Source organism: Kosakonia sp. S57, from assembly GCF_016516575.1.
In the GTDB taxonomy this organism is placed as follows: domain Bacteria; phylum Pseudomonadota; class Gammaproteobacteria; order Enterobacterales; family Enterobacteriaceae; genus Kosakonia; species Kosakonia cowanii.
The window spans coordinates 1-17,356 of record NZ_JACVUL010000014.1 but is presented as its reverse complement, the minus strand read 5'-3'; the positions used below and the strand labels follow the sequence as shown (position 1 = coordinate 17,356).

18 protein-coding genes are annotated in these 17,356 nt (G+C 54.4%); all 18 read left to right on the top strand.

Annotated elements, in window-relative coordinates; all coding sequences use genetic code 11:
- Window positions 1–131 precede the first annotated feature (131 nt).
- A complete protein-coding gene (gene msrP / locus IAE48_RS14460; protein ID WP_200134809.1) occupies window positions 132–1,130 on the top strand; it encodes a protein-methionine-sulfoxide reductase catalytic subunit MsrP in 999 nt (332 codons plus the stop codon).
- Complete coding sequence (msrQ, locus tag IAE48_RS14455) at window positions 1,131–1,730, top strand: protein-methionine-sulfoxide reductase heme-binding subunit MsrQ (RefSeq protein WP_200134808.1); 600 nt, start codon at window positions 1,131–1,133, stop codon at window positions 1,728–1,730.
- Between the two features lie 234 nt (window positions 1,731–1,964).
- The gene (gene aroQ, locus IAE48_RS14450) at window positions 1,965–2,417 is read left to right on the top strand and encodes a type II 3-dehydroquinate dehydratase (RefSeq protein ID WP_042713122.1); all 453 of its coding nucleotides are present in this window, start codon (window positions 1,965–1,967) and stop codon (window positions 2,415–2,417) included.
- A 21-nt stretch (window positions 2,418–2,438) separates the two neighbouring features.
- Window positions 2,439–2,909: an acetyl-CoA carboxylase biotin carboxyl carrier protein gene (gene accB, locus IAE48_RS14445; protein ID WP_023480963.1), complete on the top strand. Its 471-nt coding sequence runs from the start codon at window positions 2,439–2,441 to the stop codon at window positions 2,907–2,909.
- A 10-nt stretch (window positions 2,910–2,919) separates the two neighbouring features.
- Complete coding sequence (gene accC, locus IAE48_RS14440) at window positions 2,920–4,269, top strand: acetyl-CoA carboxylase biotin carboxylase subunit (RefSeq protein ID WP_023480919.1); 1,350 nt, start codon at window positions 2,920–2,922, stop codon at window positions 4,267–4,269.
- A gap of 108 nt (window positions 4,270–4,377) precedes the next feature.
- Window positions 4,378–4,620 carry a YhdT family protein gene (locus IAE48_RS14435; protein WP_200134807.1) on the top strand — a complete coding sequence of 81 codons (243 nt, stop codon included), beginning with the start codon at window positions 4,378–4,380 and terminating at the stop codon, window positions 4,618–4,620.
- Window positions 4,610–6,061 (top strand): sodium/pantothenate symporter, encoded by a 1,452-nt coding sequence (gene panF / locus IAE48_RS14430; RefSeq protein ID WP_023480847.1) that lies wholly within the window; start codon window positions 4,610–4,612, stop codon window positions 6,059–6,061. Before IAE48_RS14435 ends, panF begins: the two co-directional genes overlap by 11 nt.
- Window positions 6,062–6,072: 11 nt before the next feature.
- Window positions 6,073–6,954: a 50S ribosomal protein L11 methyltransferase gene (gene prmA / locus IAE48_RS14425; protein WP_042713123.1), complete on the top strand. Its 882-nt coding sequence runs from the start codon at window positions 6,073–6,075 to the stop codon at window positions 6,952–6,954.
- A 142-nt stretch (window positions 6,955–7,096) separates the two neighbouring features.
- Entirely contained in the window at window positions 7,097–7,834 is a 738-nt protein-coding gene (locus IAE48_RS14420) for a carbonic anhydrase (RefSeq protein ID WP_200134806.1), read from the top strand.
- 310 nt (window positions 7,835–8,144) lie between these two features.
- Complete coding sequence (gene dusB / locus IAE48_RS14415; protein WP_034813628.1) at window positions 8,145–9,110, top strand: tRNA dihydrouridine synthase DusB; 966 nt, start codon at window positions 8,145–8,147, stop codon at window positions 9,108–9,110.
- 25 nt (window positions 9,111–9,135) lie between these two features.
- Window positions 9,136–9,432: a DNA-binding transcriptional regulator Fis gene (gene fis / locus IAE48_RS14410; RefSeq protein ID WP_000462905.1), complete on the top strand. Its 297-nt coding sequence runs from the start codon at window positions 9,136–9,138 to the stop codon at window positions 9,430–9,432.
- 161 nt (window positions 9,433–9,593) lie between these two features.
- The gene (locus IAE48_RS14405; protein WP_042713125.1) at window positions 9,594–9,755 is read left to right on the top strand and encodes a DUF2556 family protein; all 162 of its coding nucleotides are present in this window, start codon (window positions 9,594–9,596) and stop codon (window positions 9,753–9,755) included.
- Between the two features lie 165 nt (window positions 9,756–9,920).
- On the top strand, window positions 9,921–12,008 hold the full coding sequence (locus IAE48_RS14400) for a bifunctional diguanylate cyclase/phosphodiesterase (RefSeq protein ID WP_200134805.1): 2,088 nt from the start codon (window positions 9,921–9,923) through the stop codon (window positions 12,006–12,008).
- 335 nt (window positions 12,009–12,343) lie between these two features.
- Entirely contained in the window at window positions 12,344–12,565 is a 222-nt protein-coding gene (locus IAE48_RS14395) for a lipoprotein (protein ID WP_023480815.1), read from the top strand.
- 473 nt (window positions 12,566–13,038) lie between these two features.
- Window positions 13,039–14,064 carry an amino acid ABC transporter substrate-binding protein gene (locus IAE48_RS14390; protein ID WP_200134804.1) on the top strand — a complete coding sequence of 342 codons (1,026 nt, stop codon included), beginning with the start codon at window positions 13,039–13,041 and terminating at the stop codon, window positions 14,062–14,064.
- A gap of 73 nt (window positions 14,065–14,137) precedes the next feature.
- Window positions 14,138–15,319 carry an amino acid ABC transporter permease gene (locus IAE48_RS14385; protein WP_200134803.1) on the top strand — a complete coding sequence of 394 codons (1,182 nt, stop codon included), beginning with the start codon at window positions 14,138–14,140 and terminating at the stop codon, window positions 15,317–15,319.
- Window positions 15,320–15,385: 66 nt separating this feature from the next.
- Window positions 15,386–16,432: an amino acid ABC transporter permease gene (locus tag IAE48_RS14380; RefSeq protein ID WP_370569028.1), complete on the top strand. Its 1,047-nt coding sequence runs from the start codon at window positions 15,386–15,388 to the stop codon at window positions 16,430–16,432.
- Window positions 16,433–16,440: 8 nt separating this feature from the next.
- Window positions 16,441–17,199: an amino acid ABC transporter ATP-binding protein gene (locus tag IAE48_RS14375; protein ID WP_054803019.1), complete on the top strand. Its 759-nt coding sequence runs from the start codon at window positions 16,441–16,443 to the stop codon at window positions 17,197–17,199.
- The last annotated feature ends 157 nt before the right edge of the window (window positions 17,200–17,356 follow it).

Genomic DNA, 17,356 nt, shown 5'->3' with positions numbered 1-17,356 from the left:
AAATTTTTTTCCAATCATCAATAAGCTTAAAGAATGTCTTTAACACGCAATTTTCACTAATTGCTAACTTGCTCTTCTTCGCGTTAACGTAGTTTTCCCTACGCCAGCCGCGGCACCGTCAGAGGATGTAAATGAAGAAAAAATTGACCGAAGCAGATGTCACCGCTGAATCCGTGTTTTTTATGCAGCGCCGCCAGGTATTAAAGATGCTCGGCATCGGTGCAACGGCCGCCACACTCCCTTCAGTGGCGCACGCCGATCTTCTTGACTGGTTTAAAGGCAATGACCGCCCAAAAGCGCCGGCCGGCAAACCGCTGACATTCACCCAGCCTGCCGAATGGCAAAGTAAGCTACCGTTAACGCCGGAAGAGAAGGTTACCGGCTACAACAACTTTTATGAGTTCGGGCTGGATAAAGCCGATCCAGCTGCCAATGCCGGCAGCATGAAGACCGCTCCCTGGACGTTGACCATTGATGGCGAAGTGGCGAAACCGCTGACGCTCGATCATGCGGCGCTGACTTCGCGCTTTCCGCTGGAAGAGCGTATTTATCGCATGCGCTGCGTCGAAGCCTGGTCGATGGTGGTGCCGTGGATTGGTTTTCCGCTGCATAAACTGCTGGCGCTGGTGGAGCCCACCAGCAAAGCGAAGTATGTCGCTTTTGAGACACGTTATGCGCCCGATGAGATGCCGGGCCAGAAGGATCGCTTTATTGGCGGCGGGCTGGCCTACCCTTATGTAGAAGGGTTGCGTATAGATGAAGCGATGCATCAGCTTACGCTGCTCACCGTTGGAGTCTATGGCAAAGCGCTACCGCCGCAGAACGGAGCGCCGATCCGCCTCACCGTGCCGTGGAAATATGGTTTTAAAGGCATTAAGTCTATCGTCAGTATCAAGCTCACCAGCCAGCGCCCGCCGACGACGTGGAACCTCTCCGCGCCGAATGAGTATGGTTTCTATGCCAATGTGAACCCACATGTCGATCACCCGCGTTGGTCGCAGGCAACGGAGCGATTTATCGGTTCGGGCGGCGCGCTGGACGTGAAACGCCAGCCGACGCTGCTGTTTAATGGCTACGGTGAAGAGGTCGCTTCCCTCTATCGCGGTCTCGATTTGCGGGAGAACTTCTAAGTGCGGTTAACGGCAAAACAGATCACCTGGCTTAAAGTTGCGCTACATCTTGCTGGTTTCCTGCCGCTGCTCTGGCTCTTCTGGGCAGCGAACCAGGGCTACTTCAGCGCCGATCCGGCAAAAGATATTCAACATTTCACCGGCAGAATGGCGCTGAAGTTTCTGCTCGCCAGCCTGCTTATCACTCCGCTGGCGCGCTACGGTAAACAGCCACTGCTGATCCGTACGCGTCGGCTGCTTGGGCTGTGGTGCTTTGCATGGGCCAGCTTACATCTGGTGAGCTATACGCTGCTGGAACTGGGCATTAATAACCTGGCTTTGCTCGGACAAGAGTTGGTTACCCGCCCTTATTTAACCCTTGGCGCAATCAGTTGGCTAATCTTGCTGGCGCTGGCCGCGACGTCGACGCAGTGGGCGCAGCGTAAACTGGGCAGACGCTGGCAAACTTTGCACAACTTCGTCTATCTGGTGGCGATCCTCGCACCTGTTCACTACCTTTGGTCGGTGAAGATCCTCTCCCCGCAGCCGGTTATCTACGCGGCTGCCGCGCTGGTATTGTTAGCGTTGCGTTACAAAAAATTCCGCCAATGGTGGCGTTAGCCACCGTTTTTGCGCGGTTCCCCGCAGAAAAAGCGCCTTTCGCGACGCGTTCCCGTAACATGAATTAGAATCTTCTCAGATAAGACCAGTATTTAGCTGCCAAAAGCAACGAAATGGTTATAATGTGCGACTTTGGTTCGCTTATCGGACTTTTTTAAGCTCCGAAAAGGTGACAAGCGCGAATCGAAGGTATATTTTGTTTTTTGCCGAAGAATCGCAGGAGATAGCAGCATAATGGCTGATAAGTTCCATGTATTGGTTTTGAACGGACCGAACCTGAATATGCTCGGTACGCGAGAGCCGGAGAAGTACGGCACCCTGACACTTGAGGAGATTGTTAATTCTTTGAGTACAGAAAGCGCGGCACTTAATGTGGAACTGGCACATTTTCAGTCTAACGCGGAGTACGCAATCATCGACCGTATTCATCAGGCTAAAGACGTAACTGACTTCATCCTGATTAATCCGGCCGCGTTTACGCACACCAGTGTTGCTATCCGTGATGCGTTGCTGGCGGTGAATATCCCGTTTATCGAGATTCACCTCAGCAATGTACATGCGCGGGAGCCGTTCCGTCACCACTCCTATCTCTCGGATATTGCCGTTGGCGTTATCTGCGGGCTTGGTGCGGACGGTTATTCATACGCTTTACAGACGGCGGTAAAACGCCTGTCACAATCACACTAAACAAGAGTACGGAACCCACTCATGGATATTCGTAAGATTAAAAAACTGATCGAGCTGGTTGAAGAATCAGGCATCTCCGAACTGGAAATTTCCGAAGGCGAAGAGTCTGTGCGCATCAGCCGCAGCGCACCTGCCGCAAGTTTCCCGATGATGCAGCAGGCTTATGCCGCGCCGATGATGCAACAACAGCCTGCCCTGGCGAACGCTGTCGCGACGACAGCCGCAGTAGAAGCACCGGCAGCCGCAGCAGAAATCAGTGGTCACATCGTACGTTCCCCGATGGTCGGAACCTTCTATCGCACCCCGAGCCCGGATGCGAAAGCCTTTATCGAAATCGGCCAGAAAGTTAACGTGGGCGACACCCTCTGCATCGTTGAAGCGATGAAAATGATGAACCAGATCGAAGCCGATAAATCAGGCGTGGTGAAAGCCATTCTGGTCGAGAGTGGCCAACCGGTTGAATTTGACGAGCCGCTGGTCGTCATCGAGTAACGAGGCGCACATGCTGGATAAAATTGTTATCGCCAACCGCGGCGAGATCGCACTGCGAATCCTTCGTGCCTGTAAAGAGCTGGGCATTAAGACCGTCGCTGTGCACTCCACGGCGGATCGCGATTTAAAACACGTATTACTGGCGGACGAAACGGTCTGTATCGGTCCGGCACCGTCCGTTAAAAGTTACCTGAATATCCCGGCGATCATCTCTGCGGCCGAAATCACTGGCGCAGTGGCGATTCACCCGGGTTATGGCTTCCTCTCTGAGAACGCCAACTTCGCTGAGCAGGTTGAACGCTCCGGCTTTATCTTTATCGGCCCGAAAGCCGACACTATTCGCCTGATGGGCGATAAAGTGTCTGCGATCAACGCGATGAAGAAAGCGGGCGTACCTTGCGTACCGGGTTCTGACGGCCCGCTGGGCGACGACGTTGACGCTAACCGTGCCCATGCAAAACGCATCGGCTACCCGGTTATCATCAAAGCCTCCGGCGGCGGCGGCGGTCGCGGCATGCGCGTTGTGCGCAAAGACGCCGACCTGGCACAGTCCATTGCCATGACGCGCGCGGAAGCAAAAGCAGCGTTCAACAACGACATGGTCTACATGGAGAAGTACCTGGAAAATCCTCGCCACGTCGAGATCCAGGTGCTGGCGGATGGTCAGGGTAACGCGATCTATCTGGCCGAGCGTGACTGCTCCATGCAGCGTCGCCACCAGAAAGTGGTTGAAGAGGCACCGGCTCCGGGCATCACGCCGGAACTGCGCCGCTACATCGGTGAGCGTTGTGCGAAAGCCTGTGTTGATATCGGCTATCGCGGTGCGGGTACCTTCGAGTTCCTGTTTGAGAACGGCGAGTTCTACTTTATTGAGATGAACACCCGTATTCAGGTAGAGCACCCGGTAACCGAAATGATCACCGGCGTTGACCTGATCAAAGAGCAGCTGCGTATCGCTGCCGGTCAGCCGCTCTCCATCACTCAGGAAGAGGTGGTGATCAAAGGTCATGCGGTCGAATGCCGTATTAACGCCGAAGATCCCAACACCTTCCTGCCGAGCCCGGGCAAAATCACGCGCTTCCATGCGCCAGGTGGTTTTGGCGTGCGCTGGGAATCGCATATCTACGCCGGTTATACCGTACCGCCGTATTACGATTCCATGATCGGCAAGCTGATCTGCTACGGCGAGAGCCGTGATGTGGCGATTGCACGTATGAAGAATGCGCTGCAGGAACTGATCATCGACGGGATTAAAACCAACGTCGATCTGCAGATGCGCATTATGTCCGACGAGAACTTCCAGCACGGTGGAACCAACATCCACTACCTGGAGAAGAAACTCGGTCTGCAGGAAAAATAATCGCGATTACGCGCAAAAGGCCGGTTCTTCCGGCCTTTTTTCTTTTTCTCTCCCCTCATCTTTTCCTTAAGGTACAATCCCCGCTTTCTTCATCCACAAGGGAATAAAATGGACAACCGTTTTGTTCAGGCACACATTGAGGCCCGCTGGGCGCTGTGGCTGACCCTTCTCTATCTTGCTGCCTGGTTAGTGTGTGCTTACATACCGGATTCAGCGCAGGGCATCACCGGTTTACCCCACTGGTTTGAGATGGCCTGCCTGTTAACGCCGCTGGTGTTTGTGCTGCTCTGTTGGGCGATGGTGCGTTTTATCTTCCGTGATATCCCGCTGGAGGATAAGGATGCAAACTGAAATTATTGCCGTGCTGGTGATCTACCTGTTCATCGTTTTCGGCCTCTCCTTCTATGCTATGCGTCAGCGCAGCAGCGGCACCTTTCTGAGCGAGTATTTCCTCGGCAGCCGCTCGATGGGCGGATTTGTGCTGGCGATGACCCTGACGGCGACCTATGTCAGCGCCAGCTCCTTTATCGGCGGCCCGGGCGCTGCCTATAAATTCGGTCTCGGCTGGGTGCTGCTGGCGATGATCCAGGTCCCAACCATCTGGCTGTCGCTCGGTATCCTCGGCAAAAAATTCGCCATTCTTGCCCGCCGCTATAACGCCATCACCCTCAACGATATGTTGATGGCCCGCTACCAGAGCCGGGCGGTGGTGTGGCTTGCCAGCATCAGTTTACTGGTGGCCTTTGTCGGGGCGATTGCGGTGCAGTTTATCGGCGGCGCACGCCTGCTGGAGACCGCAGCCGGTATCAAGTATGAATCTGGCCTGCTGATTTTCGGCATCACCATTGCGCTCTACACCGCGTTTGGCGGTTTTCGCGCAAGCGTACTGAATGACACCATGCAGGGAATGGTGATGCTGATCGGCACACTTGTCCTGCTGGCGGGCGTGATCCATGCGGCGGGCGGCCTGCATCATGCGGTGGATACCCTGCGGCAGATCGACCCGAAACTGGTCAGCCCGCACGGCGCAAGCGACATCCTCACCCCGGCCTTTATGACCTCCTTCTGGGTGCTGGTCTGCTTCGGCGTGATTGGCCTGCCGCATACCGCCGTGCGCTGCATCTCTTATAAAGACAGCAAATCGGTGCATCGCGGCATTATTATCGGCACCATTGTGATTGCGCTATTGATGCTCGGCATGCACCTGGCGGGCGCGCTGGGCCGGGCGGTACTGCCGCATCTGTCGGTGCCGGATCAGGTGATCCCAACCTTAATGGTAGAAGTGCTGCCACCATGGGCGGCCGGGCTGTTTCTCGCCGCGCCGATGGCGGCGATCATGTCTAACGTCAACGCTCATCTGTTACAGGCTTCTGCCACCATCATTAAAGATCTGTGGCTCAGCGCCCAGCCGACTAAAATTCGTCATGAGCCGAGTCTGAAGCGTATTTCGACGGCAACCACCCTTATTCTCGGCGTGCTGATGATGCTGGCAGCGTGGCGTCCGCCAGAGATGATCATCTGGCTGAACCTGCTGGCGTTCGGCGGTCTTGAAGCCGTTTTCCTGTGGCCGCTGGTGCTGGGGCTTTACTGGGAGCGCGCAAATGCCGCAGGTGCGCTCAGCGCCATGATTGTCGGCGGCGTGCTGTATGCCGTGCTCGCCACCCTGAATATTCAGTACCTGGGCTTTCATCCGATTGTGCCCTCGCTGCTGCTAAGTTTGTTAGCCTTTGTGGTCGGCAACCGTTTTGGTCGCCCGGTGCCGCAGGCTGCTTCCCTTTCTGCTAATCAATAAAGAGTAACGCCATGCCATGGATCCAACTGAAACTGAACACCACCGGCGCGCATGCTGAAGATCTGAGCGACGCTCTGATGGAAGCAGGCGCAGTCTCCATTACCTTCCAGGACACGCACGACACCCCCGTGTTTGAGCCGCTGCCGGGCGAGACCCGCCTGTGGGGCGATACGGATGTGATCGGCCTGTTCGATGCTGAAACAGAGATGGCGGATGTGGTTGCCCAACTCGCCTCTCATCCGCTGCTGGGCGAAGGGTTCGCGCATAAAATTGAACAGCTGGAAGATAAAGACTGGGAGCGCGAGTGGATGGATAACTTCCACCCGATGCGCTTTGGCGAGCGGCTGTGGATCTGCCCGAGCTGGCGCGATGTGCCGGATGAAACCGCCGTCAACGTGATGCTCGATCCCGGCCTGGCATTCGGCACGGGCACCCATCCGACAACGTCGCTCTGCCTGCAGTGGCTCGACGGCCTCGATCTTAACGGCAAAACGGTGATCGATTTTGGCTGCGGCTCCGGCATTCTGGCGATCGCGGCACTGAAGCTGGGTGCGGCGAAAGCGATCGGGATCGATATCGATCCGCAGGCGATCCAGGCGAGCCGCGATAATGCCGAGCGCAACGGCGTCTCAGACCGCCTTGAACTCTATCTGCCGGACGATCAGCCCGCAGAGATGAAAGCCGATGTGGTGGTCGCGAATATCCTCGCCGGCCCGCTGCGCGAGCTGGCACCGCTGATTAGCGTTCTGCCCGTTGCGGGCGGGCTGCTGGGGCTGTCTGGCATCCTTGCCAGCCAGGCAGAGAGCGTTTGTGAAGCCTATACCAACCTGTTCAACCTCGATCCGGTGGTTGAAAAAGAGGAGTGGTGCCGGATTACGGGTCAGAAAAAATAGTCCCCACAGCGTGGCCTCCCGGCCACGCTTTTTATTTCCCTGCCGTTTGTAGTGACTTATTCCCCGTGAAGATTATAATGAGCCGCCGCTGTATCAACGGATGGTAAGCCATTGATTTACAAACATTCATCGGATGAATACTATGTCACTTCGTATAGTAAAAACAGCCTTCGCTGTGGCAAGCCTGTTTCCTCTATTTGCCTGCTCCGCTCACTGGAGTTATGAAGGCGCAACCTCGCCGGAACACTGGGGTGAGTTAAGTCACGAGTTTCAGACCTGCCAGAGTGGTAAAAACCAGTCACCAATTGATATTGATAATATCGTCACTGCTCGCCTTTCACCGCTTAGCAGCCACTACCGTGAAAGCCCCGCGCTGCTGATAAACAATGGCCATACGCTGCAAGCCAATTTTATCGATAACCTCAATACCATAGAGCTGGCGGGAGTTGTCTCGCACCTTCAGCAGTTCCACTTCCACGCCCCCAGTGAGCATACCCTGCATGGCAAACATGCCCCGCTGGAGATGCACCTGGTTCATACCTCTGCAAAGGGCGATATCACCGTTGTCGCGGTGCTGTTTGAAACGGGGGCGGCTAACCGCGAGCTGGCGGCGCTATCGCAGCATCTTCCCACTCGCGGGGACTCGACAGCGCTAACGGCGCAGCACATCGATATGGCGGCGCTGCTGCCGCGTGATAAGGCCTACTGGCGCTTTAGCGGATCCCTGACCACGCCGCCCTGTTCAGAAGGGGTCACCTGGCTGGTAATGAAACAGCCTCTGACGCTCTCTTCTGAGCAGCTTGCCCAGTTCAAATCTGCGCTCGGGCACGCCAATAACCGCCCTACTCAGCAGCTTTATGGCCGGCTGGTCGTCGAGTAGCAGCCTGTAAATACCAGCATAAAAATGAGAGCGGGTTCGCAAAATCCGCTTTTTTTTGGCTTAAAAATCAGCAGTTATGCTGCTTATTGCCCCATTAAAAACGATAAATCTCGTGAATTTATCAGCAAGCTAAAAATTTTAGCTTTGCTATAACCCAATGAAAATTATGATGTAATGCCTGTTTGCCTCGCCAGGACTGGCTATTCCTTGATCTACAACAGTGGATTGCTCAAAGTTTGGCCTTTCATCTCGTGCAAAAAATGCGTAATATACGCCGCCTTGCAGTCACAGTATGGTCATTTCTTAACTCATGCGCATCGGACACCACCAGCTTAGAAATCGCCTGATCGCAGCGCCCATGGCTGGCATTACTGACAGACCTTTCCGGACGCTGTGCTACGAGATGGGAGCCGGTTTAACCGTATCCGAGATGATGTCGTCTAATCCGCAGGTTTGGGAAAGCGACAAATCACGACTGCGGATGGTGCACATTGATGAGCCCGGTATTCGCACCGTGCAAATTGCGGGCAGCGACCCGGAAGAGATGGCCCAAGCCGCACGTATTAACGTGGAAAGTGGCGCTCAAATTATTGATATCAATATGGGCTGTCCGGCTAAAAAGGTGAATCGCAAGCTTGCAGGTTCCGCCCTGTTGCAGCACCCGGATTTGGTGAAATCGATCCTCACCGCGGTGGTTGGCGCAGTGGATGTTCCTGTAACCCTGAAGATTCGCACAGGCTGGGCCCCTGAGCACCGTAACTGCGTAGAGATTGCCCAACTGGCTGAAGAGTGTGGCATTCAGGCTCTGACCATTCATGGACGCACCCGCGCCTGTTTGTTCAATGGAGAAGCTGAGTACGACACGATTCGGGCAGTTAAGCAGAAAGTTTCCATTCCGATTATCGCGAATGGCGACATTACTGACCCGCTTAAAGCCAGAGCTGTGCTCGACTATACGGGGGCGGATGCCCTGATGATAGGCCGCGCAGCTCAGGGAAGACCCTGGATCTTTCGGGAAATCCAGCACTATCTGGACACTGGGGAGCTGCTGGCTCCGCTGCCACTGGCAGAGGTTAAGCGCTTGCTTTGCGCGCACGTTCGGGAACTGCATGACTTTTACGGTCAGGCAAAAGGTTACCGAATTGCACGTAAACACGTCTCCTGGTATCTCCAGGAGCACGCCCCGAATGACCAGTTTCGGCGCACATTCAACGCCATTGAGAATGCCAGCGAACAGCTGGAGGCGTTGGAGGCATACTTCGAAAATTTTGCGTAAACAGAAATAAAGAGCTGACAGAACTATGTTCGAACAACGCGTAAATTCTGACGTACTGACCGTTTCTACCGTTAACTCTCAGGATCAGGTAACCCAAAAACCGCTCCGTGACTCGGTAAAACAGGCACTGAAGAACTATTTTGCTCAACTGAACGGTCAGGATGTTAATGACCTCTATGAGCTGGTACTGGCTGAAGTAGAACAGCCACTGTTGGACATGGTGATGCAATACACCCGTGGTAATCAGACCCGCGCGGCGCTGATGATGGGCATCAACCGCGGTACGCTGCGTAAAAAACTGAAAAAATACGGCATGAACTGATTCGTCAGTGAGTGGTATTGATAAAAAGGCGCTGACCGGCATGGGTAAGCGCCTTTTTTATTGCCTGAAATGACGCTAAAAAGCGCGCTTTCATCGGCATTACCTCAACGCAAAATCGTGTATATTTTCCGCAAATGGTTGCAAAAAAAGGGAGAGACGGAATGATTCGCAAATATGGGTGGCTGCTGGTTTTCGCTCTCTCGATCTTTGCGCTGGATGGCTTAATCATGCAGTGGATCGAGTATCTGATCACTGACATTAATAAATGCCGCAATATGAATTCCGTCAATCCACTCAAACTGGTTAACTGCGATTCTCTCTAAGTGATTGCTTGCTGCGATATTTGGTAAAAATGCAGCGATCGCCCTGATTTACGCAGGGATTTAAATCGTTTTGAGCCCTCCCCAGACAGTGATAATGTCTCAGCCCTTTTCGCCTCTACGACCGTAGCAATACGTAACGCCCTTAGTGAATGAGTTGATGACATCATGCTGGTTAGCCAATACGACTATATCCTTGTTGTTGTTTCGTTTGTTGTAGCCATTTTGGCCTCTTATACCGCCCTGAACATGGCCGGACGCGTCTCCACCAGCAGTGGTGCTTCATCCTGGGTATGGCTGAGCGGCGGCGGCGTGGCGATGGGCATCGGTATCTGGGCGATGCACTTTATCGGCATGCTGGCGATGAATATGTCGATGAACATGCGCTACGAGCCCGTTCTCACCGGCTTATCGATGGCGATCGCCATTGGCTCCTCGCTGTTTGCGCTGTGGCTGGTTAGTGCGCCAAAGCTGCATTTGCGTCGGCTTATTCCTGGCTCTGTCGTAATGGGGCTTGGCATTGCCGCGATGCATTACACCGGTATGGCGGCGCTACAGGTTTCCCCGCCGATTGTCTGGCATAAAGGGTGGATCGCCCTCTCGATAGTGATTGCCCTGGCGGCCTCTTTCGCTGCGTTATGGCTCACCTTCCGCCTGCGCCACGAAGCGGCACAAGTTGCGCTTATGCGCTTTGGCGCAGCTATCTTAATGGGGCTGGCTATCACCGGCATGCACTACACCGGGATGATGGCGGCGCAGATCCCCTTCCAGCATCATCACATTGCAATGGTGCATCACGGCTTCAATAACAACTGGCTTGCCGTGCTGGTCAGCATGATGGCCTTTTCCGTGCTCGGCATTACCTTACTGGTCTCGATGTTCGACGCCCGTTTACAGGCGCGGACGTCGCTGCTGGCCACGTCGCTTGCGGCAGCAAACCGCGAGCTGGCGAGGCTGGCGCTGCACGACACCTTAACGCGTCTGCCAAACCGCGTCCTGCTGGAAGATCGCATCGAGCAGGCGATCAATAAAGCGCGCCGTGAAGAGAGCGCGTTTGCGTTGATGTTTATGGATCTCGACGGCTTTAAAACGGTTAACGACGCGTGGGGACATGATGTCGGCGATAAGTTACTGGTGGCGGTGACCGAGCGGCTCACGCAGCAACTGCAGGGGCAATATACGCTGGCGCGCATTGGTGGCGACGAATTCGTGCTGCTGGCAGAGATTGCCGCACCGGACGATGCCGCAACGATCGCCAGTTCACTTATCCGCGCTGTCGATCGCCCTTTTACTATTGATCCCTATGATGTGATGGTGACCCTCAGTATCGGTATTGCGCTCTATCCTGACGATGGCAAAAATGAGCGTGAGTTGATGTTCAACGCCGATGCGGCGATGTATCACACCAAGCATATGGGTCGTAACGGCTATCACTTTTTCCAGCCCTCCATGAACCGCCTGGCGCAAACCCAGTTACAGCTGCTGAATGATTTGTGGATGGCGCTGGAGCGTAAAGAGTTCCGCCTCGTCTACCAACCTAAATTCCAGGCGCCTTCCGGGCCGGTTGTCGGGTTTGAGGCGCTATTGCGCTGGCATCATCCCCATCAGGGTGTGCTGAGCCCGGATCTCTTTTTGCCGCTGGCGGAGAAAACCGGCCTGATTGTCCCGCTTGGTGACTGGGTAATAGATGAGGCTTGCCGCCAGCTCAGCAAATGGCGCGAGCAGGGGCACATGGATTGGACAATAGCCGTTAACCTTTCAACGTTACAGTTCGAGCATAGCGCGCTGGTAGAAACCATTCTGGGCACGCTGAGCAGACATCATGTTCCGCCTGAGCAGCTGATTCTGGAAGTCACTGAAACGACGGCAATGAGTAACCCCGATGAGAGCGTGCGGGTGCTGACCGAGTTGAGCGATGCGGGCGTGAAGGCGTCAATTGATGACTTCGGGACCGGTTATTCGAGCCTGCTTTACCTTAAGCGTCTGCCAGCGTGCGAACTGAAGATCGATCGCGCGTTTGTGCGCGAGCTGGGCCAGGAGGGCGAAGACGCCACGATTGTCTCTGCGATTGTCGCGTTAGCCAGAACGCTGAACCTCAAAGTGGTGGCTGAAGGCGTAGAGACGGCGGAGCAGCAGGCATTTCTCACCGAGCTGGGCTGTAATACTCTGCAAGGTTATCTCCTGGGGAAACCGGTAAGTGCAGAAACGATTACTGCTCAGGGGAAAAACCTCGCCCCTGCCGAAACGGTAAAGTGAATTTTAAGGATTAAATAAAAGCGTCTGCGGGCGCTTTTATTTTACGTCAGTGACAAATTAGATTATTCTCATGCCCTTAAGCGCTGTTTGCGCTTTTTAACACCCGCTTTTATCTTCCTTTTTTCTGAATCTCACTTTTATTTATCTCGCCTCCATAATTTCTGCACGATTTCAGTTAAATACCTTTTTTAACTTCATCAAGTTTACAAAGTACATATCTGGACATTATTGCCACGATGAATCTGTTTTGCTGAATGATAAAATCAAGCAATAGATACTGACCAGATATTGCGACTGTTGATATCAAGAGTCGCGGTTACATAGAGGTAATTACAATGAAAAAAATGATCTCCGTCGCCCTGCTGGCAACCTTCCTCGCGGGCTGTGCACACGACTCACCATGCGTACCGGTCTATGACGATCAGGGCCGCCTGGTGCATACCAACACCTGTGTGAAAGGCACCACGCAGGATAACTGGGAAACAGCAGGCGCTATCGCCGGCGGCGCGGCAGCCCTGGCTGGCTTAACGCTCGGTATTGTGGCCCTCACCAAATAGTTCTCTTAAGCGCGGTTTTCCGCGCTTTTGCTTTATAACGGTGCAGTAAATTTTCATTTCGCCACTTTTGCTATCAAAAACGTGCATCAATTCCGGTTACAGGCATCACTTTTTTATATTTCATCATGCCATTCCGACGCTGTTGTTTCTCTTACGCGATTACTTTCACAAATCAACCCCATCGTATTTAATGCTTATATTCACCTGCGAAACTTGTCTGGCATAAATAGTGAATTAAAGACGCTGTTTTGCTCCATTTTGTGGAGTGCGTTCTATTTTTGCACCAGCCTGGGGCATTGCTTCTCTCCTTTCCTGTCTACACTCATCCTGAAACCTGTTTGATTCCTTAAATACCCTGCATACACCAACCTGGCATCACCTTTGCTATATCCACTGCGGCCTTCGCCACAGACAGGTTCAGGCGTTACCCGGACGCCCCATATAACGATAATTTTCGCCACACAGGATGCATTATGAAAAAGATGATGATCGCCAGCCTGGCCGCTGCCGGCGTGCTGTTTGCTGTCGCCAACCAGGCGCACGCAGGTACAACGCTTGATGCTGTCAAAAAGAAAGGGTTTGTTCAGTGCGGGATCAGTGATGGTTTGCCCGGTTTCTCTTATGCGGATGCAAACGGGAAATTTACCGGTATCGATGTGGATATCTGCCGTGGCGTTGCCGCCGCCCTGTTCGGCGATGACAGCAAAGTGAAATATACCCCGCTGACGGCGAAAGAGCGCTTTACCGCGCTGCAATCCGGCGAAGTGGATATGCTCTCGCGCAATACCACCTGGACCTCTTCTCGTGATGGCGGTATGGGGCTCTCCTTTACCGGCGTGACCTATTATGACGGCATCGGCTTCCTGACCCATAACAAAGCGGGCCTGAAGAGCGCTAAAGAGCTTGATGGCGCAACCGTTTGTATTCAGGCCGGGACCGATACCGAGCTGAACGTGGCGGATTACTTTAAATCCAACAAAATGAGCTACACCCCGGTGACCTTTGACCGCTCTGACGAGTCGGCGAAGGCGCTGGAATCCGGCCGCTGCGATACGCTGGCTTCCGATCAGTCTCAACTCTATGCGCTGCGGATCAAGCTGAGCAACCCGGCAGAGTGGATCGTCTTGCCGGAAGTGATCTCCAAAGAGCCGCTCGGGCCGGTGGTGCGCCGCGGTGACGATGACTGGTTCGCCATCGTGCGCTGGACGCTCTTCGCCATGCTGAATGCCGAAGAGATGGGCATTACCTCGAAGAACGTCGATGAGAAAGTGGCTAACCCTGCTACGCCGGATATGGCGCACCTGCTCGGCAAAGAGGGCGACTTCGGCAAAGATCTTAAACTCGATAACAAGTGGGCTTACAACATTATTAAGAAGGTCGGTAACTACTCCGAAGTCTTCGAACGTAATGTCGGTTCTGAAAGCCCGCTGAAAATTAAACGTGGCCAGAACAACCTCTGGAACAACGGCGGGATTCAGTACGCTCCACCGGTGCGTTAATCCGCTACTGCCGTAACGGGCGTCACTCTGCGGTGACGCCCAGTCCAGAATTATGGTTACTGAGGTTTTCTCTATGCCCCATCGCCGCCCAACCGTGAAAGGCGCGCTCTCCCTTTCAAACCCTGCGGTTCGCGCCTGGCTGTTTCAAATCCTGGCGATTATCGCCGTGGTTGTTGTTGCCCTCTATCTGCTCCATAACGCGGTGACTAACCTCAACAACCGGGGTATTACCTCCGGCTTCGCCTTCCTCGACCGCGCGGCCGGTTTTGGCATTGTTCAGCATCTGATTGATTATGAGCAGGGTGATACCTACGGACGGGTCTTTCTGGTCGGTTTACTCAATACGCTGCTGGTCTCGGCGCTCTGTATTGTCTTTGCCTCACTGCTGGGCTTTTTCCTTGGTCTTGCAAGGCTGTCTGAAAACTGGCTGCTGCGAAAGCTGTCGACGATCTATATCGAGACGTTCCGCAATATTCCCCCGCTGTTGCAGATCTTCTTCTGGTACTTTGCGGTCCTGCGCAACCTGCCCGGCCCGCGCCAGGCGGTAAATGCCATGGAGCTGGTCTTTCTCAGCAACCGTGGCCTCTATATTCCCTCGCCGCAAATGGGTGAAGGAATGCTTGCCTTTGTCGGTGCGCTGGTGCTGGCGGCGGCACTCATTGTTGGTCTGTTCCGCTTCAATAAAAAGCACCAGATCAAAACCGGCCAGTTGCGGCGAACCTGGCCGGCTGCACTGGGGCTGATTATTGTGCTGCCGCTGATGGCGCATGCACTGTTCGGGGCGGCGCTGCATTGGGAAATTCCGCAACTGCGCGGTTTTAACTTCCGCGGCGGCATGGTGCTGATCCCGGAGCTGGCGGCGCTGACTATCGCGCTCTCGGTTTATACCTCGGCGTTTATCGCTGAGATTATTCGCGCCGGCATCCAGTCGGTGCCGTACGGGCAGCATGAAGCAGCGCGCTCACTTGGGCTGCCTCATCCGGTCACGTTGCGACAGGTGATTATTCCCCAGGCGCTGCGGGTGATCATTCCACCGTTGACCAGCCAGTATCTCAATATTGCAAAGAACTCATCGCTGGCGGCGGCGATTGGCTACCCCGATATGGTGTCGCTGTTTGCCGGTACGGTGCTGAACCAGACCGGCCAGGCGATTGAAACCATTGCCATTACCATGTCGATCTATCTGCTCATCAGCCTCTCCATTTCGCTGCTGATGAATATCTATAACCGCCGTATTGCCCTGATTGAGCGCTGAGGATTAATAATGACAAAAGCTATTGTGTCGCCCTCCACGCGCCCGCTGCCATCGGGAAATAACGGCATGCTGCTGTGGGTGCGTAAAAATCTCTTTTCAAGCTGGTCAAACTCGCTGCTGACGCTCTTTTGTCTGTGGATGATGTGGGAGCTTATTCCGCCGCTGCTGCAGTGGGCGCTGTTTCAGGCGAACTGGGTCGGCTCGACTCGCGCGGACTGCACCAAAGCGGGCGCCTGCTGGGTGTTTATCCATCAACGCTTCGGCCAGTTTATGTATGGGCTCTACCCACACGACCAGCGCTGGCGAATCAACCTGGCGCTGATTGTTGGCCTGCTCTCTATCCTGCCGATGTTCTGGAAGGGGATGCCGCGACGCGGACGCTACATTGCCTGCTGGGTGGTGCTCTACCCGCTGGTTGTGTGGTGGCTGATGTTTGGCGGCTTTCTTGGCCTGGAGCGCGTTGAGACACGCCAGTGGGGCGGCCTGACGCTGACGCTGATTATCGCCTCGGTCGGTATTGCCGGCGCCCTGCCGCTGGGGATTTTGCTGGCGCTGGGCCGACGTTCGACGATGCCGGTAGTGCGGATATTGTCGGTGATGTGTATTGAGTTCTGGCGCGGCGTACCGCTGATTACCGTGCTGTTTATGTCGTCGGTGATGCTGCCGCTGTTTATGGCTGAAGGCACCACCATCGATAAGCTGATCCGTGCGCTGGTCGGGGTGATCCTGTTCCAGTCCGCCTATGTGGCAGAAGTGGTTCGCGGCGGTTTGCAGGCGCTGCCGAAGGGGCAGTATGAAGCGGCCGAGTCGCTGGCGCTGGGCTACTGGAAGACGCAGGGGCTGGTGATCCTGCCGCAGGCGTTAAAGCTGGTGATCCCGGGTCTGGTGAACACCATTATCGCGCTGTTTAAAGATACTAGCCTGGTGATCATCATCGGCCTGTTTGATCTCTTTAGCAGCGTGCAGCAAGCGACGGTCGATCCCGCCTGGCTCGGGATGTCGACGGAAGGCTATGTGTTTGCTGCGTTAGTCTATTGGGTTTTCTGTTTCAGCATGTCGCGCTATAGCCAGCATCTGGAGAAGCGCTTTAACACCGGGCGTACACCGCACTGAGGATGATGATGAGTAATACAACAATGCAATCTGGCGACGCGATGATCACGCTCGAAAATGTGAATAAGTGGTATGGGCAATTCCATGTGTTGAAAGATATTAATTTGCATGTGAAGCAAGGGGAAAGGATTGTACTTTGTGGCCCGTCGGGGTCAGGAAAATCGACCACCATTCGCTGTATCAATCACCTGGAAGAGCATCAGCAGGGACGTATTGTGGTCGACGGTATTGAGCTGAATGAGGATATTCGCAATATCGAGAAAATCCGCCAGGAAGTGGGGATGGTTTTCCAGCACTTCAATCTCTTTCCCCATCTGACCGTTTTGCAAAACTGCACGCTGGCACCAATATGGGTGCGCAAAATGCCGAAGAAAGAGGCAGAAGCGCTGGCAATGCACTATCTGGAGCGCGTACGGATTGCCGAGCATGCGCATAAGTTTCCGGGGCAGATTTCGGGTGGTCAGCAGCAGCGCGTCGCGATTGCGCGCTCGCTCTGTATGAAGCCGAAAATCATGCTTTTCGATGAGCCCACTTCGGCGCTGGATCCGGAGATGGTGAAGGAGGTGCTTGATACCATGATTGGGCTTGCGCAGTCGGGTATGACGATGCTGTGCGTTACCCATGAGATGGGCTTTGCCCGCACAGTGGCGGACCGGGTGATCTTTATGGATCGCGGTGAGATCGTAGAGCAGGCAGCGCCCGATGAGTTCTTTGCACAGCCAAAATCAGAGCGTACGCGGGCGTTTTTATCGCAGGTTATTCACTGATTGCCGCATGCTTCCTGTTAAGGCTACCCAATGGGTGGCCTTTTTTATCGTCGGGTTTAGCTGGATCCAGAATGACAAAAGGCCTCGTCTTTCGACGAGGCCTTCTGCTTTGTTTGATGCCTGGCAGTTCCCTACTCTCGCATGGGGAGACCCCACA